The sequence below is a fragment of the Actinospineispora spinosispora DSM 44797 genome (assembly GCF_000429025.1).
GTDB lineage: Bacteria > Actinomycetota > Actinomycetes > Mycobacteriales > Pseudonocardiaceae > Pseudonocardia > Pseudonocardia spinosispora.
The window spans coordinates 485,634-504,348 of the sequence record NZ_KE386835.1; the positions used below are offsets into that span (position 1 = coordinate 485,634).

At 70.1% G+C, this 18,715-nt stretch carries 20 protein-coding genes; 5 read left to right on the forward strand and 15 right to left on the reverse strand.

The genetic code is table 11. The features are described from left to right. Positions 1-463 precede the first annotated feature (463 nt). The 4 genes from G406_RS54895 to G406_RS0135950 form a co-directional block, all read right to left on the reverse strand. Entirely contained in the window at positions 464-2,158 is a 1,695-nt protein-coding gene (locus G406_RS54895) for an anti-sigma-D factor RsdA (protein WP_028937577.1), read from the reverse strand. Between the two features lie 18 nt (positions 2,159-2,176). Beyond that, the gene (locus tag G406_RS0135940) at positions 2,177-2,761 is read right to left on the reverse strand and encodes a sigma-70 family RNA polymerase sigma factor (RefSeq protein ID WP_028937578.1); all 585 of its coding nucleotides are present in this window, start codon (positions 2,759-2,761) and stop codon (positions 2,177-2,179) included. Between the two features lie 210 nt (positions 2,762-2,971). Continuing rightward, on the reverse strand, positions 2,972-3,568 hold the full coding sequence (locus G406_RS0135945; protein WP_028926878.1) for a response regulator transcription factor: 597 nt from the start codon (positions 3,566-3,568) through the stop codon (positions 2,972-2,974). Between the two features lie 169 nt (positions 3,569-3,737). Next, entirely contained in the window at positions 3,738-4,682 is a 945-nt protein-coding gene (locus tag G406_RS0135950; protein ID WP_051343142.1) for a hypothetical protein, read from the reverse strand. A gap of 196 nt (positions 4,683-4,878) precedes the next feature. Between G406_RS0135950 and G406_RS0135955 the strand changes: the two genes are divergently transcribed. Next, positions 4,879-5,175, forward strand: coding sequence for a WhiB family transcriptional regulator (locus G406_RS0135955; protein ID WP_028937580.1), 297 nt, complete (start codon positions 4,879-4,881; stop codon positions 5,173-5,175). A 52-nt stretch (positions 5,176-5,227) separates the two neighbouring features. Here the strand turns inward: G406_RS0135955 and G406_RS0135960 are convergent, their stop codons facing one another. The 3 genes from G406_RS0135960 to groES all read right to left on the reverse strand — a co-directional run bounded on the left by G406_RS0135960 (position 5,228) and on the right by groES (position 8,240). Next, a complete protein-coding gene (locus G406_RS0135960; protein WP_028937581.1) occupies positions 5,228-6,112 on the reverse strand; it encodes an RNA polymerase sigma-70 factor in 885 nt (294 codons plus the stop codon). A 102-nt stretch (positions 6,113-6,214) separates the two neighbouring features. Further along, positions 6,215-7,840 (reverse strand): chaperonin GroEL, encoded by a 1,626-nt coding sequence (groL, locus tag G406_RS0135965; protein ID WP_028937582.1) that lies wholly within the window; start codon positions 7,838-7,840, stop codon positions 6,215-6,217. 103 nt (positions 7,841-7,943) lie between these two features. Then, positions 7,944-8,240: a co-chaperone GroES gene (gene groES / locus G406_RS0135970; RefSeq protein ID WP_028926881.1), complete on the reverse strand. Its 297-nt coding sequence runs from the start codon at positions 8,238-8,240 to the stop codon at positions 7,944-7,946. A gap of 267 nt (positions 8,241-8,507) precedes the next feature. On the opposite strand from groES, the gene G406_RS0135975 reads away from it, so the two are divergent. From G406_RS0135975 to G406_RS0135990, 4 genes are all read left to right on the forward strand, one after another. After that, positions 8,508-9,230: a DUF899 family protein gene (locus tag G406_RS0135975; RefSeq protein WP_028937583.1), complete on the forward strand. Its 723-nt coding sequence runs from the start codon at positions 8,508-8,510 to the stop codon at positions 9,228-9,230. 188 nt (positions 9,231-9,418) lie between these two features. Next, positions 9,419-10,969 carry an alkaline phosphatase D family protein gene (locus G406_RS0135980; protein WP_028937584.1) on the forward strand — a complete coding sequence of 517 codons (1,551 nt, stop codon included), beginning with the start codon at positions 9,419-9,421 and terminating at the stop codon, positions 10,967-10,969. 42 nt (positions 10,970-11,011) lie between these two features. Continuing rightward, the gene (locus tag G406_RS0135985; RefSeq protein WP_028937585.1) at positions 11,012-11,242 is read left to right on the forward strand and encodes an AbrB/MazE/SpoVT family DNA-binding domain-containing protein; all 231 of its coding nucleotides are present in this window, start codon (positions 11,012-11,014) and stop codon (positions 11,240-11,242) included. Continuing rightward, complete coding sequence (locus G406_RS0135990; protein ID WP_051343143.1) at positions 11,239-11,652, forward strand: type II toxin-antitoxin system VapC family toxin; 414 nt, start codon at positions 11,239-11,241, stop codon at positions 11,650-11,652. The genes G406_RS0135985 and G406_RS0135990 overlap by 4 nt, the downstream gene beginning before the upstream one ends. Here G406_RS0135990 and rimI read toward each other — a convergent pair. The 8 genes from rimI to G406_RS0136030 all read right to left on the reverse strand — a co-directional run bounded on the left by rimI (position 11,612) and on the right by G406_RS0136030 (position 18,541). Continuing rightward, positions 11,612-12,106, reverse strand: coding sequence for a ribosomal protein S18-alanine N-acetyltransferase (gene rimI / locus G406_RS0135995; RefSeq protein ID WP_028937587.1), 495 nt, complete (start codon positions 12,104-12,106; stop codon positions 11,612-11,614). The two genes, G406_RS0135990 and rimI, sit on opposite strands and share 41 nt — an antisense overlap. Beyond that, the gene (gene tsaB / locus G406_RS0136000) at positions 12,103-12,801 is read right to left on the reverse strand and encodes a tRNA (adenosine(37)-N6)-threonylcarbamoyltransferase complex dimerization subunit type 1 TsaB (protein ID WP_028937588.1); all 699 of its coding nucleotides are present in this window, start codon (positions 12,799-12,801) and stop codon (positions 12,103-12,105) included. Before tsaB ends, rimI begins: the two co-directional genes overlap by 4 nt. Before the next feature lie 33 nt (positions 12,802-12,834). Beyond that, complete coding sequence (locus G406_RS0136005) at positions 12,835-13,551, reverse strand: HAD family hydrolase (protein ID WP_037080271.1); 717 nt, start codon at positions 13,549-13,551, stop codon at positions 12,835-12,837. Continuing rightward, positions 13,548-13,991, reverse strand: a complete 444-nt coding sequence (gene tsaE, locus G406_RS0136010) for a tRNA (adenosine(37)-N6)-threonylcarbamoyltransferase complex ATPase subunit type 1 TsaE (RefSeq protein ID WP_028937590.1) — start codon at positions 13,989-13,991, stop codon at positions 13,548-13,550. The genes G406_RS0136005 and tsaE overlap by 4 nt, the downstream gene beginning before the upstream one ends. Next, a complete protein-coding gene (locus G406_RS0136015; RefSeq protein ID WP_028937591.1) occupies positions 13,988-15,091 on the reverse strand; it encodes an alpha/beta fold hydrolase in 1,104 nt (367 codons plus the stop codon). Before G406_RS0136015 ends, tsaE begins: the two co-directional genes overlap by 4 nt. Further along, positions 15,088-16,263 (reverse strand): alanine racemase, encoded by a 1,176-nt coding sequence (gene alr / locus G406_RS0136020; protein WP_028937592.1) that lies wholly within the window; start codon positions 16,261-16,263, stop codon positions 15,088-15,090. Before alr ends, G406_RS0136015 begins: the two co-directional genes overlap by 4 nt. A 97-nt stretch (positions 16,264-16,360) precedes the next feature. Continuing rightward, the gene (locus G406_RS0136025; RefSeq protein ID WP_028937593.1) at positions 16,361-17,815 is read right to left on the reverse strand and encodes an NAD(P)H-hydrate dehydratase; all 1,455 of its coding nucleotides are present in this window, start codon (positions 17,813-17,815) and stop codon (positions 16,361-16,363) included. A gap of 9 nt (positions 17,816-17,824) precedes the next feature. After that, complete coding sequence (locus G406_RS0136030; RefSeq protein WP_342666268.1) at positions 17,825-18,541, reverse strand: IspD/TarI family cytidylyltransferase; 717 nt, start codon at positions 18,539-18,541, stop codon at positions 17,825-17,827. Between the last annotated feature and the right edge of the window lie 174 nt (positions 18,542-18,715).

Here is an 18,715-nt window from a genome sequence, read left to right on the forward strand (position 1 = left end):
GCCGTCGCTGACGCGCGGCCGACTGTTCGCGTTCTGCTTCGCCTGTTGCGTTTCTTACAGTGCCGCGCACTGAACCCCCTCCGGGGAGACCCACGGAGCGCAGCGGGCGCACCTCGCAGACCTTCTAGCCCACCTCGCAGACGCCCGTGTCGTGTCGCAGATGTTGCAACATTTGCGACACGACACGACGCTCTGCGAAGTCACCCAGCCCCCTCCCGGGGCGCACTGCAGCCGTGGACCTGTGGGCGCGCAGACTGCCCCCGTCCCCGCGATCCTGGCCCGCACTTGGCGTGGGTGGGTGGTGTCAACCCTGAAACCTCGCCCCCGAACCCGCGCAACCAGGAACCAGCGCGAGGCCGGCGTCAGCCGGGGGTTGATACCGCCCACCCACGCCAAGACACTGGATGGCCAGCGGGGACACCCGAGAACCGGCGAGGACAACCCACCGCACCCCGTGGAAGAGCTAGATAGACGACCCAACCCCCGGGCGAGCGCCCGGGGGTGTGTCTAGTGCTGTTCCGCCTTGTTGTGGTCCCAGCGGCGTGTCCTGGGTACCTTCCGAGTGACCGCCTCGGCCACCGCCACCTGAGTCGCCACCACCTGAGGAACCACCGCCCCGCGAGTCGCCGCCACCCGAGTTGCCGCCACCCGAGTCGCCTCGGCCTTCACCGCTGCCACCGCCTTGACCGCGCTCGCGGCCGCCGGCTGACTCGCCGCGACCCTCACCCCGGTCCGCTGACTCGCTACGGCTGGCCACCGGCTTGGTGTGCGACGGCTTGTCCTCCTGCTTGTCCGCGGTGGGCCTGCTCTCGGTCTTGCTCGGCTGCGCTGTCGGCTTCGGCTCGGGGGTCGGCTTCGGCGTCGGCTTCGCCGTGGGGGTCGGCTTCGGGGACGCGGACTGCTGCTCACCCGGGGCCGGCTTGTTCGGCTGGTCGCTCGGTTGCTGACCCGGCTGCTGGCCACCTGACTGCTGACCGTCCGGCTGCGGGGTCGGCCGCTGGTGGGACGGCTCCTGGCCGCCCTGCTGACCACCCTGCGACGGCTGACCGCTCGACGGTCCACCGCTCGGCGGAGTGCTCGCCCCCGGCTGCTGGCTCGTCGGTTCGTGAGTGGTCGGCTGGCTGGTCGTCGGCTGCCCCGTGGTCGGCTGCGAGCCGCTACCCGGGTGACCGGTGATCGGTGGCTGGTTCGGGTCGCCCGGCTTCGACGGGTCGCTCGGGTCGCCGATCTGGCCCAGGATCATGGCCCGCACACGGTCCGCCTGCTCGCGGCGCTCCTGCGCCCGACGCTCCCGCTCCGCTGCCCTGGCCTGGTCGCGGTCCGGGTTGTCCGCGGTGCTCGGGTCGGACGAGCCGCCGTGGTGGCCCGAGTGGTCGCGGTCCGGGTCCTCGTCGTCGCGGCGATGACCCTTGTCGTCGGTCTCGACCTTCTCACCCTCTGGGGCGTCGTACGCGGAGACCTGCAGGTTGACGTTCTTGTCGAGCAGCTCGTCGCGCCGCTCGGTGTCCTTGACCTTCGCCAGGTCGGGGGTGACCTTCTCCAGCGTGGCCCTGGCTTCCGTGACGCGGCCTTCGGCGAGCGCGGTCTGCGCGGACGCCAACGCGACCTGCACCCGCTGCTCAGCCTCTAACGACTGCGCACGCTGCCCGTTCATCACGCGGGAGATGCCCCACAGTGCGTCGCCGGGCTGGGCGCTGCTCGCGGCCACCCCGACACCGGACATCGCAAGCACGGCGACGGCGGCCGCCGCGGCGACGGGCATCAACCGACGCCTCGGCCGGGCACCACGTTGCCCGTCCGAGATCGCCCGCGCTGCCTCGTCGGTGGTCATCAGCTCCGGGAACGGCTCGGAGTCGATCTCCGCACGCCAGTCCTGGAGCATGGCAAGAATTTGTTGATCGTCGGCGAAGCCGCCGCCGGAACGTGTGTCGGTGCCGCGCAGCATCGGGGTGCCGACCGGCCGTCCTGACGCCAGTGCGTCGAGAAGTTCGTCATCGGCACGGATCGACAACATGTCGATCGGGTCGACGGTGTCCTCTTCGGACGCATCGAAGTCGAATGGCGAGCTACTCGGTACGGAACCGGAGCGGCCCGTGCTCGAACGCGACTTACCGCGCCGCTGATCCCCGTTGTTACCGTTCTGCCAAGGATTCCGCATTTCAGACCACCTCCTTTCCTACCGACCCTCGGTCATACGACCGTCGGACATTGCTTTGCGCAGCCGAGCGAGTGCTCGGTGCTGTGCCACCCGGACCGCGCCGGGCGTAGAGCCCACGGCTTCGGCCGTCTCTTCCGCGGACAGACCGTTCACCACCCGCAGCACCAAGATTTCACGCTGTTTCTCCGGAAGTACCTCGAGCAGACGCCCCATCTCGCCAGCTGTCTCGAACTGCATCGCTCGCTGTTCGGGACCATCTGAAACCTCGGCGCTGTCCGGTACATCGGAGACCGGATCGGATTTGTTACGCCCGGCGGCTCGGTGCGCGTCAATTACCTTGTGCGCCGCGATACCGTAGACAAAGGCGAGGAATGGCCTACCCTGATCCCGATAGCTCGGGAGTGCCGTGAGCACTGCCATACACACCTCCTGCGCGACGTCGTCCGCCGAGGCAAACGTCCGTTCAGTGCGCCCGAGGCGGGCACGGCAGTAGCGGACGACCAGCGGCCGGATGGTTCTCAGGACGTAGTCGATCGACGCCCGGTCGCCTTGCATCGCGGCGGCCAGGTAGGCGTCGAACTCGTGGTCCCTTGATTCAGTCATCGCTGCTTGTCGTCCAGGTGTTACCGACACGGTCCCTCCGGTGCCCGGGCAGGCTACTGGGACGCAACGAAACGCGATCCCTCAGTCCCCGGAGACCTAAACCGTAGCGGGTCACCCTCGGGGGTTCCGAGGGTATTAGGCCGTGCGAAGAAACACGACGAGCCGGTCCGGGTTGCGGGGCAACCGGGACCGGCTCATCGAGGGCAGGCCTCAGGACACCAGACCGCGCCGGAAGCCGTGGGCAACGGCCTGCGCGCGGTCCCGAACGCCCAGCTTGCGGAACAGCCGGCGGGCGTGGGTCTTCACGGTGTCCTCTGAAAGGTAGAGCTCGCGGCCGATCTGGCCGTTGCTCTTACCCTGGCTCATTCCCCGCAACACCTGGAGCTCGCGCTCGGTGAGCTGGACACCAGGGTCGGTGGGTGCCCGAGGAGTCGGCACCGCCGTGCTGGCGAGCGTGTGCGCCAACGCAGCCACCAGTTCGGGACGCGATGCGTCCCACCTCAAATAGCCTCGGGCCCCCCCGGCAATGGCCGCGGCAATACTGCCAGCGTCATCCGGTGCCCCGAAGACGATGACATTAGCCTGAGGATGCGCTGCGACCAGACGACGTGTTGCTTCTACGCCGGTGGGTACCGCTCTCTGGGTACCCACCAGCACGACGTCGACCGGCTGCCTCGAGTAACGGGCAAGCAGTTCGTCGCCATGCGCAACACAGTCAATCCGGTGCACCCCCGGCACCGCGGACATCACACGAGTGAGCCCCTCACGAACACTCCGGCGATCGTCGCAGATCAATACCGTCGTCACAGGGACCCCTTCCTACAGCCGCTTCCTGCAGCCGGGTGACACGTCATCCCCCGTATCGGCTGGCAGGGAACCTACCTTGACACGATCAGGGCTGATTTTTGCACTCCATCCGGGAGGATTGCGCCGAACGGCGCGAATCGAGTGGGTGACGGGACTCCGAATGGAGCAGTCAAAGATCCGCAAGATTGGGCACCCAGGGTGAACGGTCGAACACTCTGCGTCCAACTGAATCGGTTCTGTTGCGAATTCTGGCCAAAATCGTGGCAACGCTCCGCTGATAAACACGCGCCCCAGTCGCATCAGAAACCTCAAGAGTACTCGCCAGTAACAAATTGACCACCCATTCGAGAGTGGTCAACCCAGCGTGCCTCGTTTGCTCTAACAGCAGGTTAAGCCTGTTGACAGCCTCGTCCTGACCCAGCCCCGCCGTCGACTCGGCCACTACCAGGATCAGCTCGGACTTGATCATGTGCCGCACCGAGCCCGTGACTCCGGCTCGCGCCACCGCTTCACGCCCGTGCCGGACGGCATCACTCATTTGCCCTCTGGACAACGCGAGTTCCGCACGCACCCAGAACAGTCGGACCGCCGGTCGCCATGAGGTGTGTTCAACAACACACCGTTCAGCGCGAAATAGCAACCGGTCGGCCTGTTCGAGGTCCGTTAGGCCTACAGAATCTGCCGCCAACCCGACGAGAGCGTCCAGTCGTGCGGCGGCAAGCCCTAGTCCGTCCGGATCAGTCTCGGCCTCCGCGCCGCCCGACCGCTCGGCGCTGGCGAGCGGAGTCGCCAGAACAAGGCCCTTGGCGTCCCAGCCGCGCGCCATCAGGTGACCGCCGAGCTGCCGCAGGTGCGCGGCCCTGGTCACCGCCGCGTGCGCGCGTAGAGCGCGGGGAGTGCCGCGGTCGCGGTAGAGACCGTCCAGCAAGGACGCGGCCGCCCCGTAGTGCCCCTGAGCCCCGAGCGCGACGGCGGCGAGCCACCGCCGCTCAGGTGCATCACCTCGACACACGATCGGCGCGGACGACGGTCGATCACCGAACGCGATCCGCCGGAGCGACACCGGCTCGTCGACCGGCCTCGCCACACTGCCCCGAACCGCCTGGTATTCCACCGATCCAGCCACCCTGTCAACCACCTACTCGCCGGTTCACCCGAAGCGACGGCACCGTTCCAATCACGTCGAACAGAAACCTTGTCAGCGGCGCTGACACGCTCCTAATGTGACAGTCAAATGTTTGACCAGTCAGGCGCGAGTCGTGTTTCAGCCACGGCCGCGCACCCGGCACAGCTTTCGGGAGTAGGCAATCATGGCAGATACGCGCAGGCTGCCCGGTCCGAACGCGGACCTGTGGGACTGGCAGATGCAGGGCGCGTGCCGAGGTATGGACAGCGCCTTCTTCTTCCACCCCGAGGGTGAACGTGGGCCGGCACGGGCCAACCGTGAGGCCAGGGCCAAGGCAGTGTGTGGCCGGTGCGGCGTGCTCGACCAGTGTCGTCGGCACGCGTTAGCGGTACAGGAGCCCTACGGCATCTGGGGCGGGCTCTCCGAGTCCGAGCGCGACGGACTGATCCGGACCAGGAAGCGACAGCTCACTCTCCGCTGAGGTACCTGTGAGTGGCAAGGGGTCCTACAGCAACCCTCGGGCCCCTTGCCACTCACAGGTGCACGGACATCCGGGCGATCTTGGCCGGGTTCAGTATCCACAGCAGACGGTCGATGCCCTCGGCCGTCGCGCCGACGGTGATCAGGGCGACCACCGAGTCGTCCCGGCTCACCAGCACCGAGGACCGGCCGTTGGTCTCGGCCCAAGTGAGCTGCACCCCGGTCCAGAACCTCGGCGCGTACGCGGCGACGACCTTCGCCACCCGCTCCACGCCCTCGATCGGGTAGCCAGCGGCACCTCGGACCACCCCACCGCCATCGGCGTAGCTGATGACGTCCGCCGCGAACAGCTCCTCCAGATCGGCGAGGTCGCCCTTCTGGGCCGCCGCGAGAAACGCGCTCAGCAGCCGGCGCTGCCGCTCCGGATCGGCGGGCTCACGACGCTGCGCGCTGATGTCCTTACGCGCCCGGCTCACCAGCTGACGTGCGTTCGCCTCGGTCACCTCGAGGATCTCGGCGATGCGGGAGTACGGATAGTCGAACGCCTCGCGCAGCACGTACGCGCCTCGCTCCGAAGGCGTCAGCTTCTCCATCACCTGCAGGATCGCCAGCTCCAGCGCTTCGGCACGTTCGGCGCCGAGCCCGGGGTCGGCGCTGGTGTCCACCGGCTCCGGCAGCCACGGGCCCGGGTAGGTCTCCCGCCGGGCGCGGGCCGACCGCGCGACGTTGATCGACAGCCGGGTCGCGATCGTGGCCAGGAACGCCTCGGGCTCACGCACGATGGCGCGGTCGTACTCCTGCCAGCGCAGCCAGGTCTCCTGGACGATGTCCTCGGCGTCCGAGACGCTGCCCAGGACTCGATACGCGATCCCGAACAGTTTCGGACGGACCCGGGTGAAGTCGGACGCGGCGGCGTCCAGCTCAGGCTGCGCTGGCATCCGCTGAGCCTAGTGTCCCGGGGTGGGACACCAGCCACAGACGACGGAAGCGGCAGCTCACCAAGTGGTGAGCCGCCGCTTCCGGACGTGCGTCGGACGACCTCAGTGGCCGTGCCCGTGGCCGTGTCCGTGACCGCCCGCGGCGGCCTCTTCCTCGACCGGCTTGTCGACGACCGTGCTCTCCGTGGTCAGCACCATCCGCGCGATGGAGGTCGCGTTGATGACCGCGGACTTCGCAACCTTGGCCGGGTCGATGATGCCTTCGGCGACCAGGTCGGAGTAGGTGAGGCTGGCGGCGTTGAAACCGCTGCCCCAGGGCTGCTCGGAGACCTTGTTCACCACGACCGAGCCCTCGAGGCCCGAGTTGTTGGCGATCCACCGGACCGGCGCCTCGAGTGCGCGCCGCACGATGTTGACGCCGGTGGCGACGTCACCGGTGAAGCCGAGGCCGTCGGCCAGCTCGGCGGACGCGTGCAGCAGCGCGGTACCGCCGCCGGGCACGATGCCCTCCTCGACCGCCGCACGGGTCGCGGCGACCGCGTCCTCGATACGGTGCTTACGCTCCTTGAGCGCGGTCTCGGTGGCGGCACCCGCCTTGATCACCGCGACACCGCCGGAGAGCTTCGCCAGCCGCTCGGCCAGCTTCTCGCGGTCCCACTCGGAGTCGGTGGACTCGATCTCGTTGCGCAGCTGCGCGACGCGGGCGTCGACGTCGGCCTTGGAGCCGGCGCCGTCGACCAGAGTGGTGTTGTCCTTGGTGACGACGACGCGCCGGGCCGTGCCCAGCACCTCGAGGCCGACCTCGGACAGCTTCAGCCCGATGTCCGGGTTGATGACCTGACCGGCGGTGGACACCGCGAGGTCGTCGAGGAACGCCTTGCGGCGGTCACCGAAGTAGGGCGCCTTGACCGCGCAGACCTTGAGGGTCTTGCGGATCGAGTTGACGACCAGGGTGGACAGCGCCTCGCCCTCGACGTCTTCGGCGACGATCAGCAGCTGCTTGCCCTCGCCGAGCACCTTCTCCAGCAGCGGGAGCAGATCGGCGATCGCGCTGATCTTCTCGCGGTGCAGCAGGATGTAGGCGTTCTCGAGCACCGCTTCCATCGACTCGGAGTCGGTGACGAAGTACGGCGACAGGTAGCCCTTGTCGAACTGCAGGCCCTCGGTCACCTCGAGCTCGGTGGCCAGCGTGGAGCCTTCCTCCACGGTGATCACACCGTCCTCGCCGACCGCGTCCATCGCCTGGCTGATCAGGTCACCGATCTCGACCTCGCGTGAGGCGACGGTGCCGACCTGGGCGATGTGCTCCTTGCCGGAGACCTTGACGGCCTTGGCGCCGAGCACCTCGACGATCTTGTCGGCGGCGGCGACCATGCCCTCACCGAGCGCGGTCGGGTTGGCACCGGCGGCCACGTTGCGCAGGCCCTCGTTGACCATGGCCTGGGCCAGAACGGTCGCGGTGGTGGTGCCGTCGCCCGCGACGTCGTTCGTCTTGGTCGCCACGGTCTTGGCCAGCTGGGCGCCCAGGTTCTCGAACGGGTCGTCCAGGTCGATCTCGCGGGCGATGGTGACGCCGTCATTGGTGACGGTCGGCCCGCCGAACTTCTTGTCGAGTACGACGTGTCGGCCACGCGGTCCGAGGGTCACCTTGACCGCGTCGGCGAGCTGGTTCACCCCGCGCTCCAGCGCCCGCCGCGCCGACTCGTCGAAATTGATCTGCTTGGGCATGTCTGCCTTTCAGGCTGTGATAGTCCAGAAAAACGAGAACGCCGCCCCGGCTACCCCGGGTATGTATTCGGGAAGCCGGAGCGGCGCTGCGTCGTACTGAAGGTCAGTTGACGACCGCGAGCACGTCGCGGGCGGAGAGGATGAGGTACTCCTCGCCGTTGTACTTGACCTCGGTGCCGCCGTACTTGGAGTAGATGACGACGTCACCGACGCTCACGTCCACCGGGACGCGGTTGCCGTTGTCGTCGACCCGACCCGGGCCGACTGCCAGGACCTTGCCCTCCTGGGGCTTCTCCTTGGCGGTGTCCGGGATGACGATGCCCGACGCGGTCGTCGTCTCGGCCTCACTGGCCTGGACAACGATCTTGTCTTCGAGCGGCTTGATGTTCACGCTCGCCACGAGTGTGCCTCCCCTTCCTGGGGTGATACCTGGATAGGCTCCCTGGCGGGAACCTTCGGGTTCTGCAGCGGCGGCCACGATGCCCCGTCGTCGCGGGTGCCGGGGCACCGTGCTACCGCGTAATTGGCACTCTACCCATGAGAGTGCCAACGCTCAACGTCGACACCCCCCTATCTACGACCCCGGTCACACGACCGCCACTTGACGCAACCCATTGGTTGCCATAGTGTCGCAACCGACCGATTGCTACTCGACTCGGAGGTTGTCATGAGTTCCACTCTTCGCACCGACGCCACGGCCCTGCCCCCGGTGGTCGACCGGGCCACCTGGCAGGCACAGCGCGACGCGCTGCTGGTCAAGGAGAAGGCCCACACCCGCGCGGGCGACGAGATCGCCGCCGCCCGTCGCCGGCTGCCGATGGTCGAGATGGACCCGGGGATCACGGTGACCGGCGCGAACGGCCCGGTCCCGCTGCTGGACGTGTTCGAGGGCAGGCGGCAGCTGGTCGCCTACTTCCAGATGTGGCACACCGGCCACCCCGCCGCCGAGCAGTGCGAGGGCTGCACGTTCTACAACAGCCAGGTCCGGGAGCTGTCCTACCTGCACTCCCACGACACGACCTACGCCACGTTCTGCCAGGGCCCGTACGACGAGAGCGTCCGCTACCGCGACTTCATGGGCTGGGAGGTGCCCTGGTACTCGGCGCGGGACTCGCTTCGAGCGCTGCTCGGCGACCGCGAGTTCATGCTGGGGTTCTACCTGCGCGACGGCGACCGGGTGTTCGAGACCTACTCGACCAGCGGACGCGGCGTCGAGGTCATGGCACCCAGCTACGGGCTCCTCGACATGACGGTCCACGGCAGGAGCGAGCCCTGGGAGGACTCCCCCGATGGTTGGCCGGTCAACCACGAGGGATTCTGCACCGGCGGCAGGCCCACCGCACAACTGTCCCGCCTAGCCGCCGGCCGCTCCGACGCCCTGAACATTTGATCCCCCCACCCCACCAAGAAACCGGCTCGCACAGAGCGAGTGCACGCCGCACAGAGGCCCCAGCCTCTGTGCGGCGTAGAGAACCTCTGTGCGAGCTATGTTGTGTCGGGCCGAGCGATGACCGGGTGGGGTGAGGCGTTCACCTGGTGTTGGTGTCGCCTCGGGCGCGGGGACGGTTTGCTGGGCGGATGTCCCACCACATCTCGCGCCGTACCGTGCTGCGCGGCGGCGTCACCTCGGCGCTGCTGCTCGGCGCCGCCGCCTGCTCCGGCCCCGCGCGGCCCCCGGCCGCCCGAGCCGCCGCACCGGTCTTCACCCTCGGAGTGGCGTCCGGGGATCCCACGCCGGACGGCATGGTGCTGTGGACGCGGCTGGCGCGGGACCCGGTGCACCCCGACGGCCTGGGCGGCATGCCGAACGGCACGGTCGACGTGGACTGGGAGCTGGCGGCTGACGAGCGGTTCGCCCAGGTACTGCAGCGGGGCACGGCGCGCACCGGTCCCGAGCTGGGGTACGCGGTGCACGTCGAGCCGGTGGGCCTGCCGCCGGACCGGGAGTTCTGGTACCGGTTCAAGACCGGCGGTGAGCTGTCCCCGGTGGGCCGCACCCGCACCGCACCGCCCGCCACCGCGCTCACCCCCATGACCCTGTGCTTCGTCTCCTGCGCCCGTTACGACCAGGGCCTGTTCACCGCGTACCGCAGGCTGGCCGAGGACCGCCCCGACCTGGTGCTGCACCTGGGCGACTACAGCTACGAGTACGCCTCGACCGAGAAGTCGGTGCGTCAGCTGGCCGGCGGCGTCGAGCACACGCTGGCCGACTACCGGCGCCGCTACGCGCAGTACCACGCCGATCCGGACCTGCAGGCCGCGCACGCGGTCGCGCCCTGGGCGGTGGTCAACGACGATCACGAGATCGAGAACAACTGGGCCGACATGATTCCGGAGCACCCCGACGAGCAGGGCTTCGCCCAGCGCCGGGTAGCGGCGTACCAGGCCTACTACGAGAACGTGCCGCTGCGTGTCTCCGCCCGCCCGACGGGCACCGCGATGCGGCTCTACCGGCGGATCGGCTGGGGCGGTCTGGCCAGCTTCCACATGCTCGACACCCGCCAGTACCGGGGCGACCAGCCCTGCGGCGACCACTACGACAGCGACTGCCCCGAGCGGACCGACCCGGCGCGCAGCCTGATGGGTGCTGAGCAGGAGGCGTGGTTGCAGGACGGGTTCGCCCGGTCCACGGCGCGCTGGGACGTTCTCGGTCAGCAGGTCTTCTTCTCCCAGTGCGACCTGACACCCGGCGCCGCGCGCGGCTTCAACCCCGACGCGTGGGACGGCTACGTGGGCTGCCGGGACCGAGTGGTGGACGGCTGGGTGCGGTCCACGGTGCGCAACCCCGTGGTGCTGTCCGGAGACGTGCACAACCACTGGGCGGCGGAGGTGAAGACCCGGTTCGACGATCCGGCGTCGCCGGTGGTCGGCACCGAGCTGGTGGCCACGTCGATCGCGTCCGGCGGCGACGGCTCGGAGACCGAGAGCGACACCGCCGCAGTCCTCGCGGAGAACCCGCACGTGAAGTTCTTCAACAACCGTCGCGGGTACGTGCGGGCCAGGATCACGCCCGACACGATGACCGCGGACTTCCGGGTGGTCCCCTACGTCTCGAAGCCCGACGCCCCGGGCGAGACGAGGGCGACGTTCGTGATCGAGGACCGTCAGGCAGGCCTCCATAAGGCCTGACTACTCCTGGCACTCTGCTGTAGGAATTCATACACTAGAAGTATGAAAGCGGTCGTGTCCGAGAAGGGACAGGTGACGATCCCCAAACAGCTGCGTCAACGGCTGGGGATCGAACCTGGAGAAGTACTCGACTTCGATGAGGTCGAAGGGCGGCTGGTAGCCAGGAAGGTGCGTCGACGGGATCCGGTAGATGATGTCTACGGCATCCTGAGCACTGACCGCGGCACCGACGATCTGATCGACGAGCTGCGCGGCCCCGCCGACCTCCCATGATCACCGCTGTCGACACAAACGTTCTCCTCGATGTGTTCACCGCGGACCCGAAACACGGTCAGGCGTCCCGGAGCGCGCTGCGCGCAGGCCTCGACGGGGGGAGGCTGGTCGTGTGCGACGTGGTCTGGTCCGAGACCGTCGCGTCGTTCCCCGACGGGCAGGCGGCGGAGACAGCGCTGAACACGTTGGGCGTCACCTACACACCGGTCGACCAGGAAGCAGCAAGGATCAGCGGAACGGCCTGGCGCGACTACCGACGAGCAGGAGGCCCCCGAAGCCGCGTCGTCGCCGATTTCCTGATCGCCGCTCATGCGATGGTTCACGCCGATCGTCTGCTCACCCGCGATCGCGGCTTCTTTCGGCGCTACTTCACCCAGCTGACGATCGTCGAGCCGGGCGACACATGGTGAAGGCGTCGGCCCCGCTGGGCCGGTAGTAGTTCCGCCGGATGCCGAGCTGCTCGAACCCGGTCGACCGGTACAGCCCCAACGCCGCCGAGTTGTCGGTGCGGACCTCCAGAAAAACCGCCGCACCCAGCTCATCAGCCCGGGCGAGCAGCTGAGCCAACAGCAGCCGCCCCACGCCGTGCCCCTGCTGATCAGGAGCCACACCGATCGTGTGGATCTCCGCCTCGGCCGGATGCGAGCCGGAGGCCGACCCGACCACGGCGAGCCCTCCGTAGCCGATCAGCCCACCGGAGCTACGGGCGGCCACGTAGAAATGCCCGATCGCCAGCTCGTCCCGGAACATCTGGGCCGACCACGGATCGTCGCCGGGGAACAACACCTTCTCCAGCGCGGCACAGTCCGGAGCGTCAGCCGAGTAGAGCGGCCCGATGGTGATCGCCGGGGCGCGGTCGCTCATGCCCCGCTCGCCACCGGGCTCACTCGCTTGCGAGCTCCCGGCGGCACGGCATCCGGCCGGCGCAGGTAGTGCGGCTCCAGCGGAGCCGGGGTCGCGCCGCCCCGAAGGTCGTCACCGGCGGCCGAGACCAGGCCGGAAGGCGACGGTGCCAGCGCGGCGTCCGGCCGCGGGTACTCCGGCAGGCCGAACTCGTGCTGCCCCGCGACCGGCCCCGCCACCCGGCGCACACCCAGCTCGCCGACGAGCGACGCCACCTCGGCCGGAGTATCGACCGACGGCCCCTGGACGCGCTGCCCGAGCGCGTCGTAGACCGCCCAGTAGACCTCACGCCTGCGGGCATCGCTCACCACGAGCAGCGGCTCACCCGGCTCGACCTGGGCGGCGATCGCGTCGAGCGAGCACACCCCGTACACCGGGATCTCCAGCGCATCGCCCAGCCCGGCCGCGGTGACCATGCCGACCCGCAGACCGGTGAACGGCCCGGGCCCAGCGCCGCACACCACGGCGTCGAGGTCGGTCGTCCGGTGACCGGCCCGGTCGCACACCGCGAGCACCGAGGGCATCAGCTGCTCACCGTGCCGACGCGCGCCCGGGTGCGTCTCGGTCGCCAGCACGGTCGCAGCGCCGGTCGCGGGCACGTCCAGCAGCCCGACGACCACAGCATCGGTCGAGGTGTCCAAGGCGAGTACCAGCACCGCACCAGCCTACGACCGGCGCCGAACCGGCCGTCACCAGCCCGCGATGACCTCCGGCAGGTCGGACAGGCTCTGGATCACCGCGTCCGGCTCGACGTCGACCGCCACCGTCTGGTGCGGCGGAATGTCGCTGTGCGGCACGAACACCGCGCGCATGCCGGCTTCCTTCGCGCCGTGGATGTCGTCGTACAGCCGGTCACCCACGTACACGCACCGGGTCGGATCACCGGCACCGACCGCGACCATCGCGGCCGCGAACGCCTCCGGGTGCGGCTTGGTCCAGCGCAGGTCGGAGCTCCAGACGCACGCGTCGAACAGGTCCAGCACACCGTCGCGGCGCAGGAACTCCTCGTGCCAGCTGCCCGGCCAGCCGGTGGAGGACAACACGCCGAGCGCCAGGCCGGCGTCGCGCAGCGCGGTCAGGGTGGGGCCGACCTCGGGACGGGTGTGCGACGCGGCGGTCCAGTGCTCGCGGAACGCGGCCAGCGCGTCCTCCCGGTACGGCACGTCCTCGCCGAGCGCGCCGGTCGCGTCGGCGACGATGTGTTTCAGGGTGAACGCGCGATGCTCGTCCTTGGCCAGCAGCCAGCGCCCGTCCTCGGCGGCGAGCAGCGCGACCGCCAGACGTTCGGCGACCTCGGGGTCGTCGGGGTGCACGACCGCGGCGTAGGCACGCCACCCGGCGAGGTGGTCCATCACGACCCACGGCGCGAGCGTGCCGCCCCAGTCGAAGATGACCGCCTCGATCACGCGGGTACCTCGACGCGGGAGATCTCGGCGAGCCTGCTGTCGTCGTCACGGCGGGTCAGCCGGATGAGCAGGTGCTCCCTCGACAGCCGCTCCGCCATGCCTTCGCCCCATTCGACCACCACGGCGGCCTCGGACAGGTCGGTGTCCAGGTCCAGGTCGTCGAGCTCGGCGGCGCCACCGAGCCGGTACGCGTCGACGTGGACCAGCGGCACACCGCGTCCGCCGGGCACCGGATCGTGCTCACGGGCGATCACGAACGTCGGAGAGGTGATCGGGCCGGCGACGCCGAGCCCCCGCCCGATGCCCTTGGCCAGCACCGTCTTGCCCGCCCCGAGCGGCCCGGACAGCAGCACCACGTCACCCGCCGACAGCTGGGCGCCGATCCGGGCGCCCAGCGCCTCGGTGTCCTGCGCGGTGGCCAGCTCCACTGACTCGATCATGCACGTTTCCTCAGTCGTCTCACGACACCGTTCGGACGCCCGACCCTGGTCACCAGCGCGACCAGCGCCTCGTTCACGACCTCCGGCTGTTCGAGCATCGCCATGTGCCCCACTCCGGGCAGCTCGATCAGCGTCGCCCCGGGCAGCTCGGCGGCGATCACCTCGCTGTGCCGGGCCGGGATCAGCCGATCACCGCCGCCGGCGAGCACCAGGGTGTCGCACTTCGACAGCGCCGGCAGCGCGGCCACCCGGTCGTGGGTGTTCAGGGTATCCACGAAGTTGATCAGGGCGTCGACCCCGTTCGCGCTGATCATCTCGTGCACGAAGTCCACCAGCCAGTGATCGACCGTGCGGTCGCCGTAGGCGTAGGCCCTGGTCACACCCCACACGACGTCGTTGATCATCTTGCGGACGCGTTCGACGAAGCGCGGCTGCAGGCGGGCGAGCGTGCCGACGGTCCTGGTCAGCGGGTTACGCCTGGACAGGAACGTGCCGGGCAGCCCCTGACCGGCGAACTCACCCGCCGAGGTGCACAGCAACGCGACACCGACGATCCGATCGACGAACAGGTCCGGGTCGCTCTCCGCCAGCGCCATGATCGTCATGCCGCCCATGGAGTGTCCGACCAGCACGACCGGGCCCTCCGGCGCGAGCGTCCGCAGCACGGCCTGCAGGTCGGAGCCCAGCTGGGCGATCGTGCAGCTCTCCCGGGACGCGCGCTCGGACCGCCCGTGGCCGCGCTGGTCGTACAGCACGAGCCGCACGTTCGGGCTGGTCACCTCGGCCAGCGCCTGACGTTGGAAGTGCCAGCAGCGCCGGTCGAGCGCGAAGCCGTGCACCAGCACCACGGTCAGCGCGGCCCGCTTGCCGTCGGCCGGTTCGATGACCTCGGCGGACAGTCGGACGTCGTCGTCCGCCGTCACCGACCATTCGACGCCGGCGGGCAGCATCCCCCGCTCGGCGGGCTCCTCGTGCGGCTTGCGGCGTTCCCTGGCGAGACTGGACCAGCGCGCGGCGGCACCGACGGCGGCACCGGTCGCGGCGGCGCCCAGCACCCCGCCGATCACGCTCCCCGCGATGCGACGGCGGCTCGCGCTCATCCGCCCGCCCCGGTGTCACTGTCCCAGACCGTGCGGGTCACCCGGCCCGTGCGCAGGCCGGTGACGATCTCGTAGTGGATCGTGCCGAGCGTCTCCGCCCAGTCGTGCGCGGTGGGTTCGCCCTGCTCACCAGGGCCGAACAGGATCGCTTCGGCACCGTCGGGGACCTCGTCGTCGCCGCAGTCCACCATGATCTGATCCATGCACACCCGGCCGACCACCGGCCGGATCTTCCCGGCGAGCAGCACCCGCATACCGCCGACCCCGCTCGGCCTGCTGCCGAGTCGTCTCGGCACACCATCGGCGTAGCCGACCGGCAGCAGCGCGATCGTGGTCTCCCTCGGCGTCGTCCATTCGTGACCGTAGGACACGCCCTCGCCGACGGCGACCCGCTTGACCAGCGCGGCTCTCGTCCGGAACGTCATCGCCGGGCGCAGCCCGAACGGCGAGGGCGGCGCGTCGATCGGGTCGAGGCCGTACACCGCGATGCCGGGGCGCACCAGGTCGTAGTGCAGGTCCGGCCTGGTCATGGTCGCGGCGGAGTTGGCGAGATGCCGGATCGGGTGCAGGCCGGCGTCGACCGCCCGCTGGTACGCCGCGTCCAGCCGCGCGGCCTGCGCATCCAGCGACGGGTGATCGGGGACGTCCGCGTTCGCCAGGTGCGACCAGACCGCGACGACCTCGAGACTGCCGTCGGTCGCCGCCTTGGCCGCGGCGTCGACCAGCTCCGGCCAGTCCGCCTCGGTGCAGCCGTTGCGGGACAGCCCGGTGTCGATCTTCAGGTGGACGCGGGCGGTCCGGCCGGTCTGCTCGGCGGCGCGGTGGACGGCCGCCAGCTCGCGCAGTGACGCCGCGGACACGTCGATGTCCGCGCCGACCGCCTTGCCGAAGTCGTCGCCCGGCATGTTGAGCCAGCACAGGATCCGCGCGGTGATGCCACCGTCGCGCAGTACCAGCGCCTCGTCCATGGTGCACGCGCCGATCCAGGTCGCGCCGGAGCTCAACGCCGCGCGTGCGACCTGCACCGAACCGTGGCCGTAGCCCTCGGCCTTGACCACCACCATGGTCGCGGCTCCGGAGCGCGCCGCCGCCGAGGACAACAGCGCGACGTTGTGCCGGATGGCGGCCACATCCACGGAAGCCTCGGCGCGAGGGCGAACAGTCTCGGACATGGCGCCATCGTCTCATCCATCCTGAGGCTCGCGCCGAGGCGCTGGCGAGTTGGCCACGAGCGTTCACCGGACGATCGGTGAAGGTTCGTGGTCCCTCTCAGCAACAAGCCCGGACGTGACGGATCGCATCCGGAACCGCCGCGAGCAGGGCGGACGCCCCGATCGGTGCGCCCACGCTCCCCCCGGCCGCCAGAGACGCGGCTGTGCTGTGCAGATAGGCAGCGCACCCGGCGGCCCACCACGGTTGCAGGCCGGCCGCGAGCAACGCGCCGACCAGCCCGGACAGCACGTCACCCGACCCGGCCGTCGCCGCCCACGACGTCGGCGCCGGGTGCGCCAGCACTCGCCCGTCCTGGTCTGCGACAACCGTCACATTTCCCTTGAGCAGGACCGTCGCGTGCAACTTCGCGGCCGCGCGGCGCGCGGCCCCGACCCGGTCCCGCCCCACCTCACCGGCCAGCCTGGCGAACTCCCGATCGTGTGGGGTGAACACGACGGGCAGCTCGGCGGCGGCGTCGGCGAGATCCGGGGTCGAGGCGACGAGCGTGATGGCGTCGGCATCCAGACAGACCGGTACACTGCGGTCCAGTACGGCGGCCACGGTGTCACGCCCAGAGGTTCCGGTGCCGACACCCGGTCCGACGGTCCATGCCTGGGTACGGCCCGAGTCGGCGACCGAACCGGCGGCGACGACCTCCGGCCAGTGCCGCAGCACCTCCTCGGCCGCGCTGCCGGCGAACCGCACCATGCCCGAGGTCGCCGCGACCGCCGCACCCGTGGCCAGCACGGCGGCGCCCGGATACACCTGCGACCCGGCCGCGACACCCACGACGCCCTGGCTGTACTTGTCGTCCGCCGGGCCCGGCACCGGCCATCGCCGCCCGACGTCCTCGGCGTCGAGCCGCCACACGTCCGGGTCGGGTAGGTACGGGTCCAGGCCGATGTCGACCAGGTGCACCGGCCCACAGCGAGACGGCGCCAACGCGTGCACCGGCTTGTACCCGCCGAACGTGACCGTCTCGGCCGCCCGCACCGAAGGCTCGTGCACCTCGCCGGTGTCCGGGTCGACCCCGCTGGGCAGATCGACCGCCAGGATCGGGACGCCGGCCTCGTCCGCCTCGGCGACCAGCGCGCCGGCCGGATCGCGCAGCGGTCCGCTGCCGGAGATGCCGACGATCCCGTCGATCACCAGGTGGGCGGCGGCGATCCCGGCCGCGGCGTCCGCCGCGGCGGTCAACCGGCCACCGGCCTTGCGGAAGGCTGCCAACCCGGCGGGATGCGCCCGATCCGGCGCCAGCAGCACCGCGGTCACGCCCGCGCCCCGACGGCGCAGTTCCATGCCGGCCCACAGCGCGTCGCCGCCGTTGTTCCCGGCACCGACCAACAACACGACGCGCCGGCCCGCGACCCCGCCGGAGCGCTCACGCAGCATTCCGGCCGCGTGCACGCTCAGGCCGTACGCGGCCCGGCGCATCAACGCACCCTCGGGCGTCCGCGCCAGCAGTACGTCCTCGGCCGCCCGGATTCGCTGCGACGCCCACATCCGCCTCATGCGACCACGTTAGGCCGTTCCGCGTGCGATCACCGCGTCGGCGATCCTCAGGTCGTGCGCGTAGGTGATCTTGAAGTTGCGGCCTTCGCCCGGAATGCAGCGCACGCTGATCTCGGTGTAGTGCTGAATGCAGGACGCGGTGTCCGTGCCGGCGAAGCCGTCCACGGCGGCCCGCTCGTACGCGGCGAGCAGCGGCCCCGCGGCGAACCCCTGCGGCGTCTGTACCGCGACCATGCCCGGCCCCGCACCGCCGTCCAGTCCCATCCCGTCGTCCGACGCCCGCGCCAGGTCGGTGCGCGGCACCCCGGGGATCGCGCCACCACTGTCCCTCGCGGCCGCGATGATCGCCGCACCCAGCTCGGCGCTCACCAGCGGCCGGGCGCCGTCGTGGATCAGCACGGTGTCGACCTCACCCGAGTGAATCCGGTCCGCAAGATGTCGCAGCCCGCACAGCTCCGACTCCTGCCGGGTGGCGCCCCCGTCCACCACCTCGACCGGGTGCCTCACCTCGGCGGCCAGCATCCGCCGGACCAGCTCCCGATCCGCCGGCCGCGCCACCAGCAGGAGCGGCCCGACCCCGGGGACCTCACCGAGGGTGTTCAACGACCAGGACAGCACGGTCGCCCCGGCCAGCTCCTCGTAGACCTTGTTGCCGGCCGCCCCGAACCGGGCCCCGCTGCCTCCCGCCAACACCATGACGGCCGCGCGCCCGATCTCGATCTCCACACCCACTTTCTACCCCGCCCCAGCCTCGCGCGGGTCCCTGGTCGCGCGGGTTCAGGGGCGCGTTGGGGGCTAGTTCGCACACCTACGTGCTGCGTCGCACATGTCCGGACGTGTGCGACGCAGCACGTAGGTGTGCAGAGTCGCCAGCGCACGCCTTCGCGCGAAGGCGCCGCG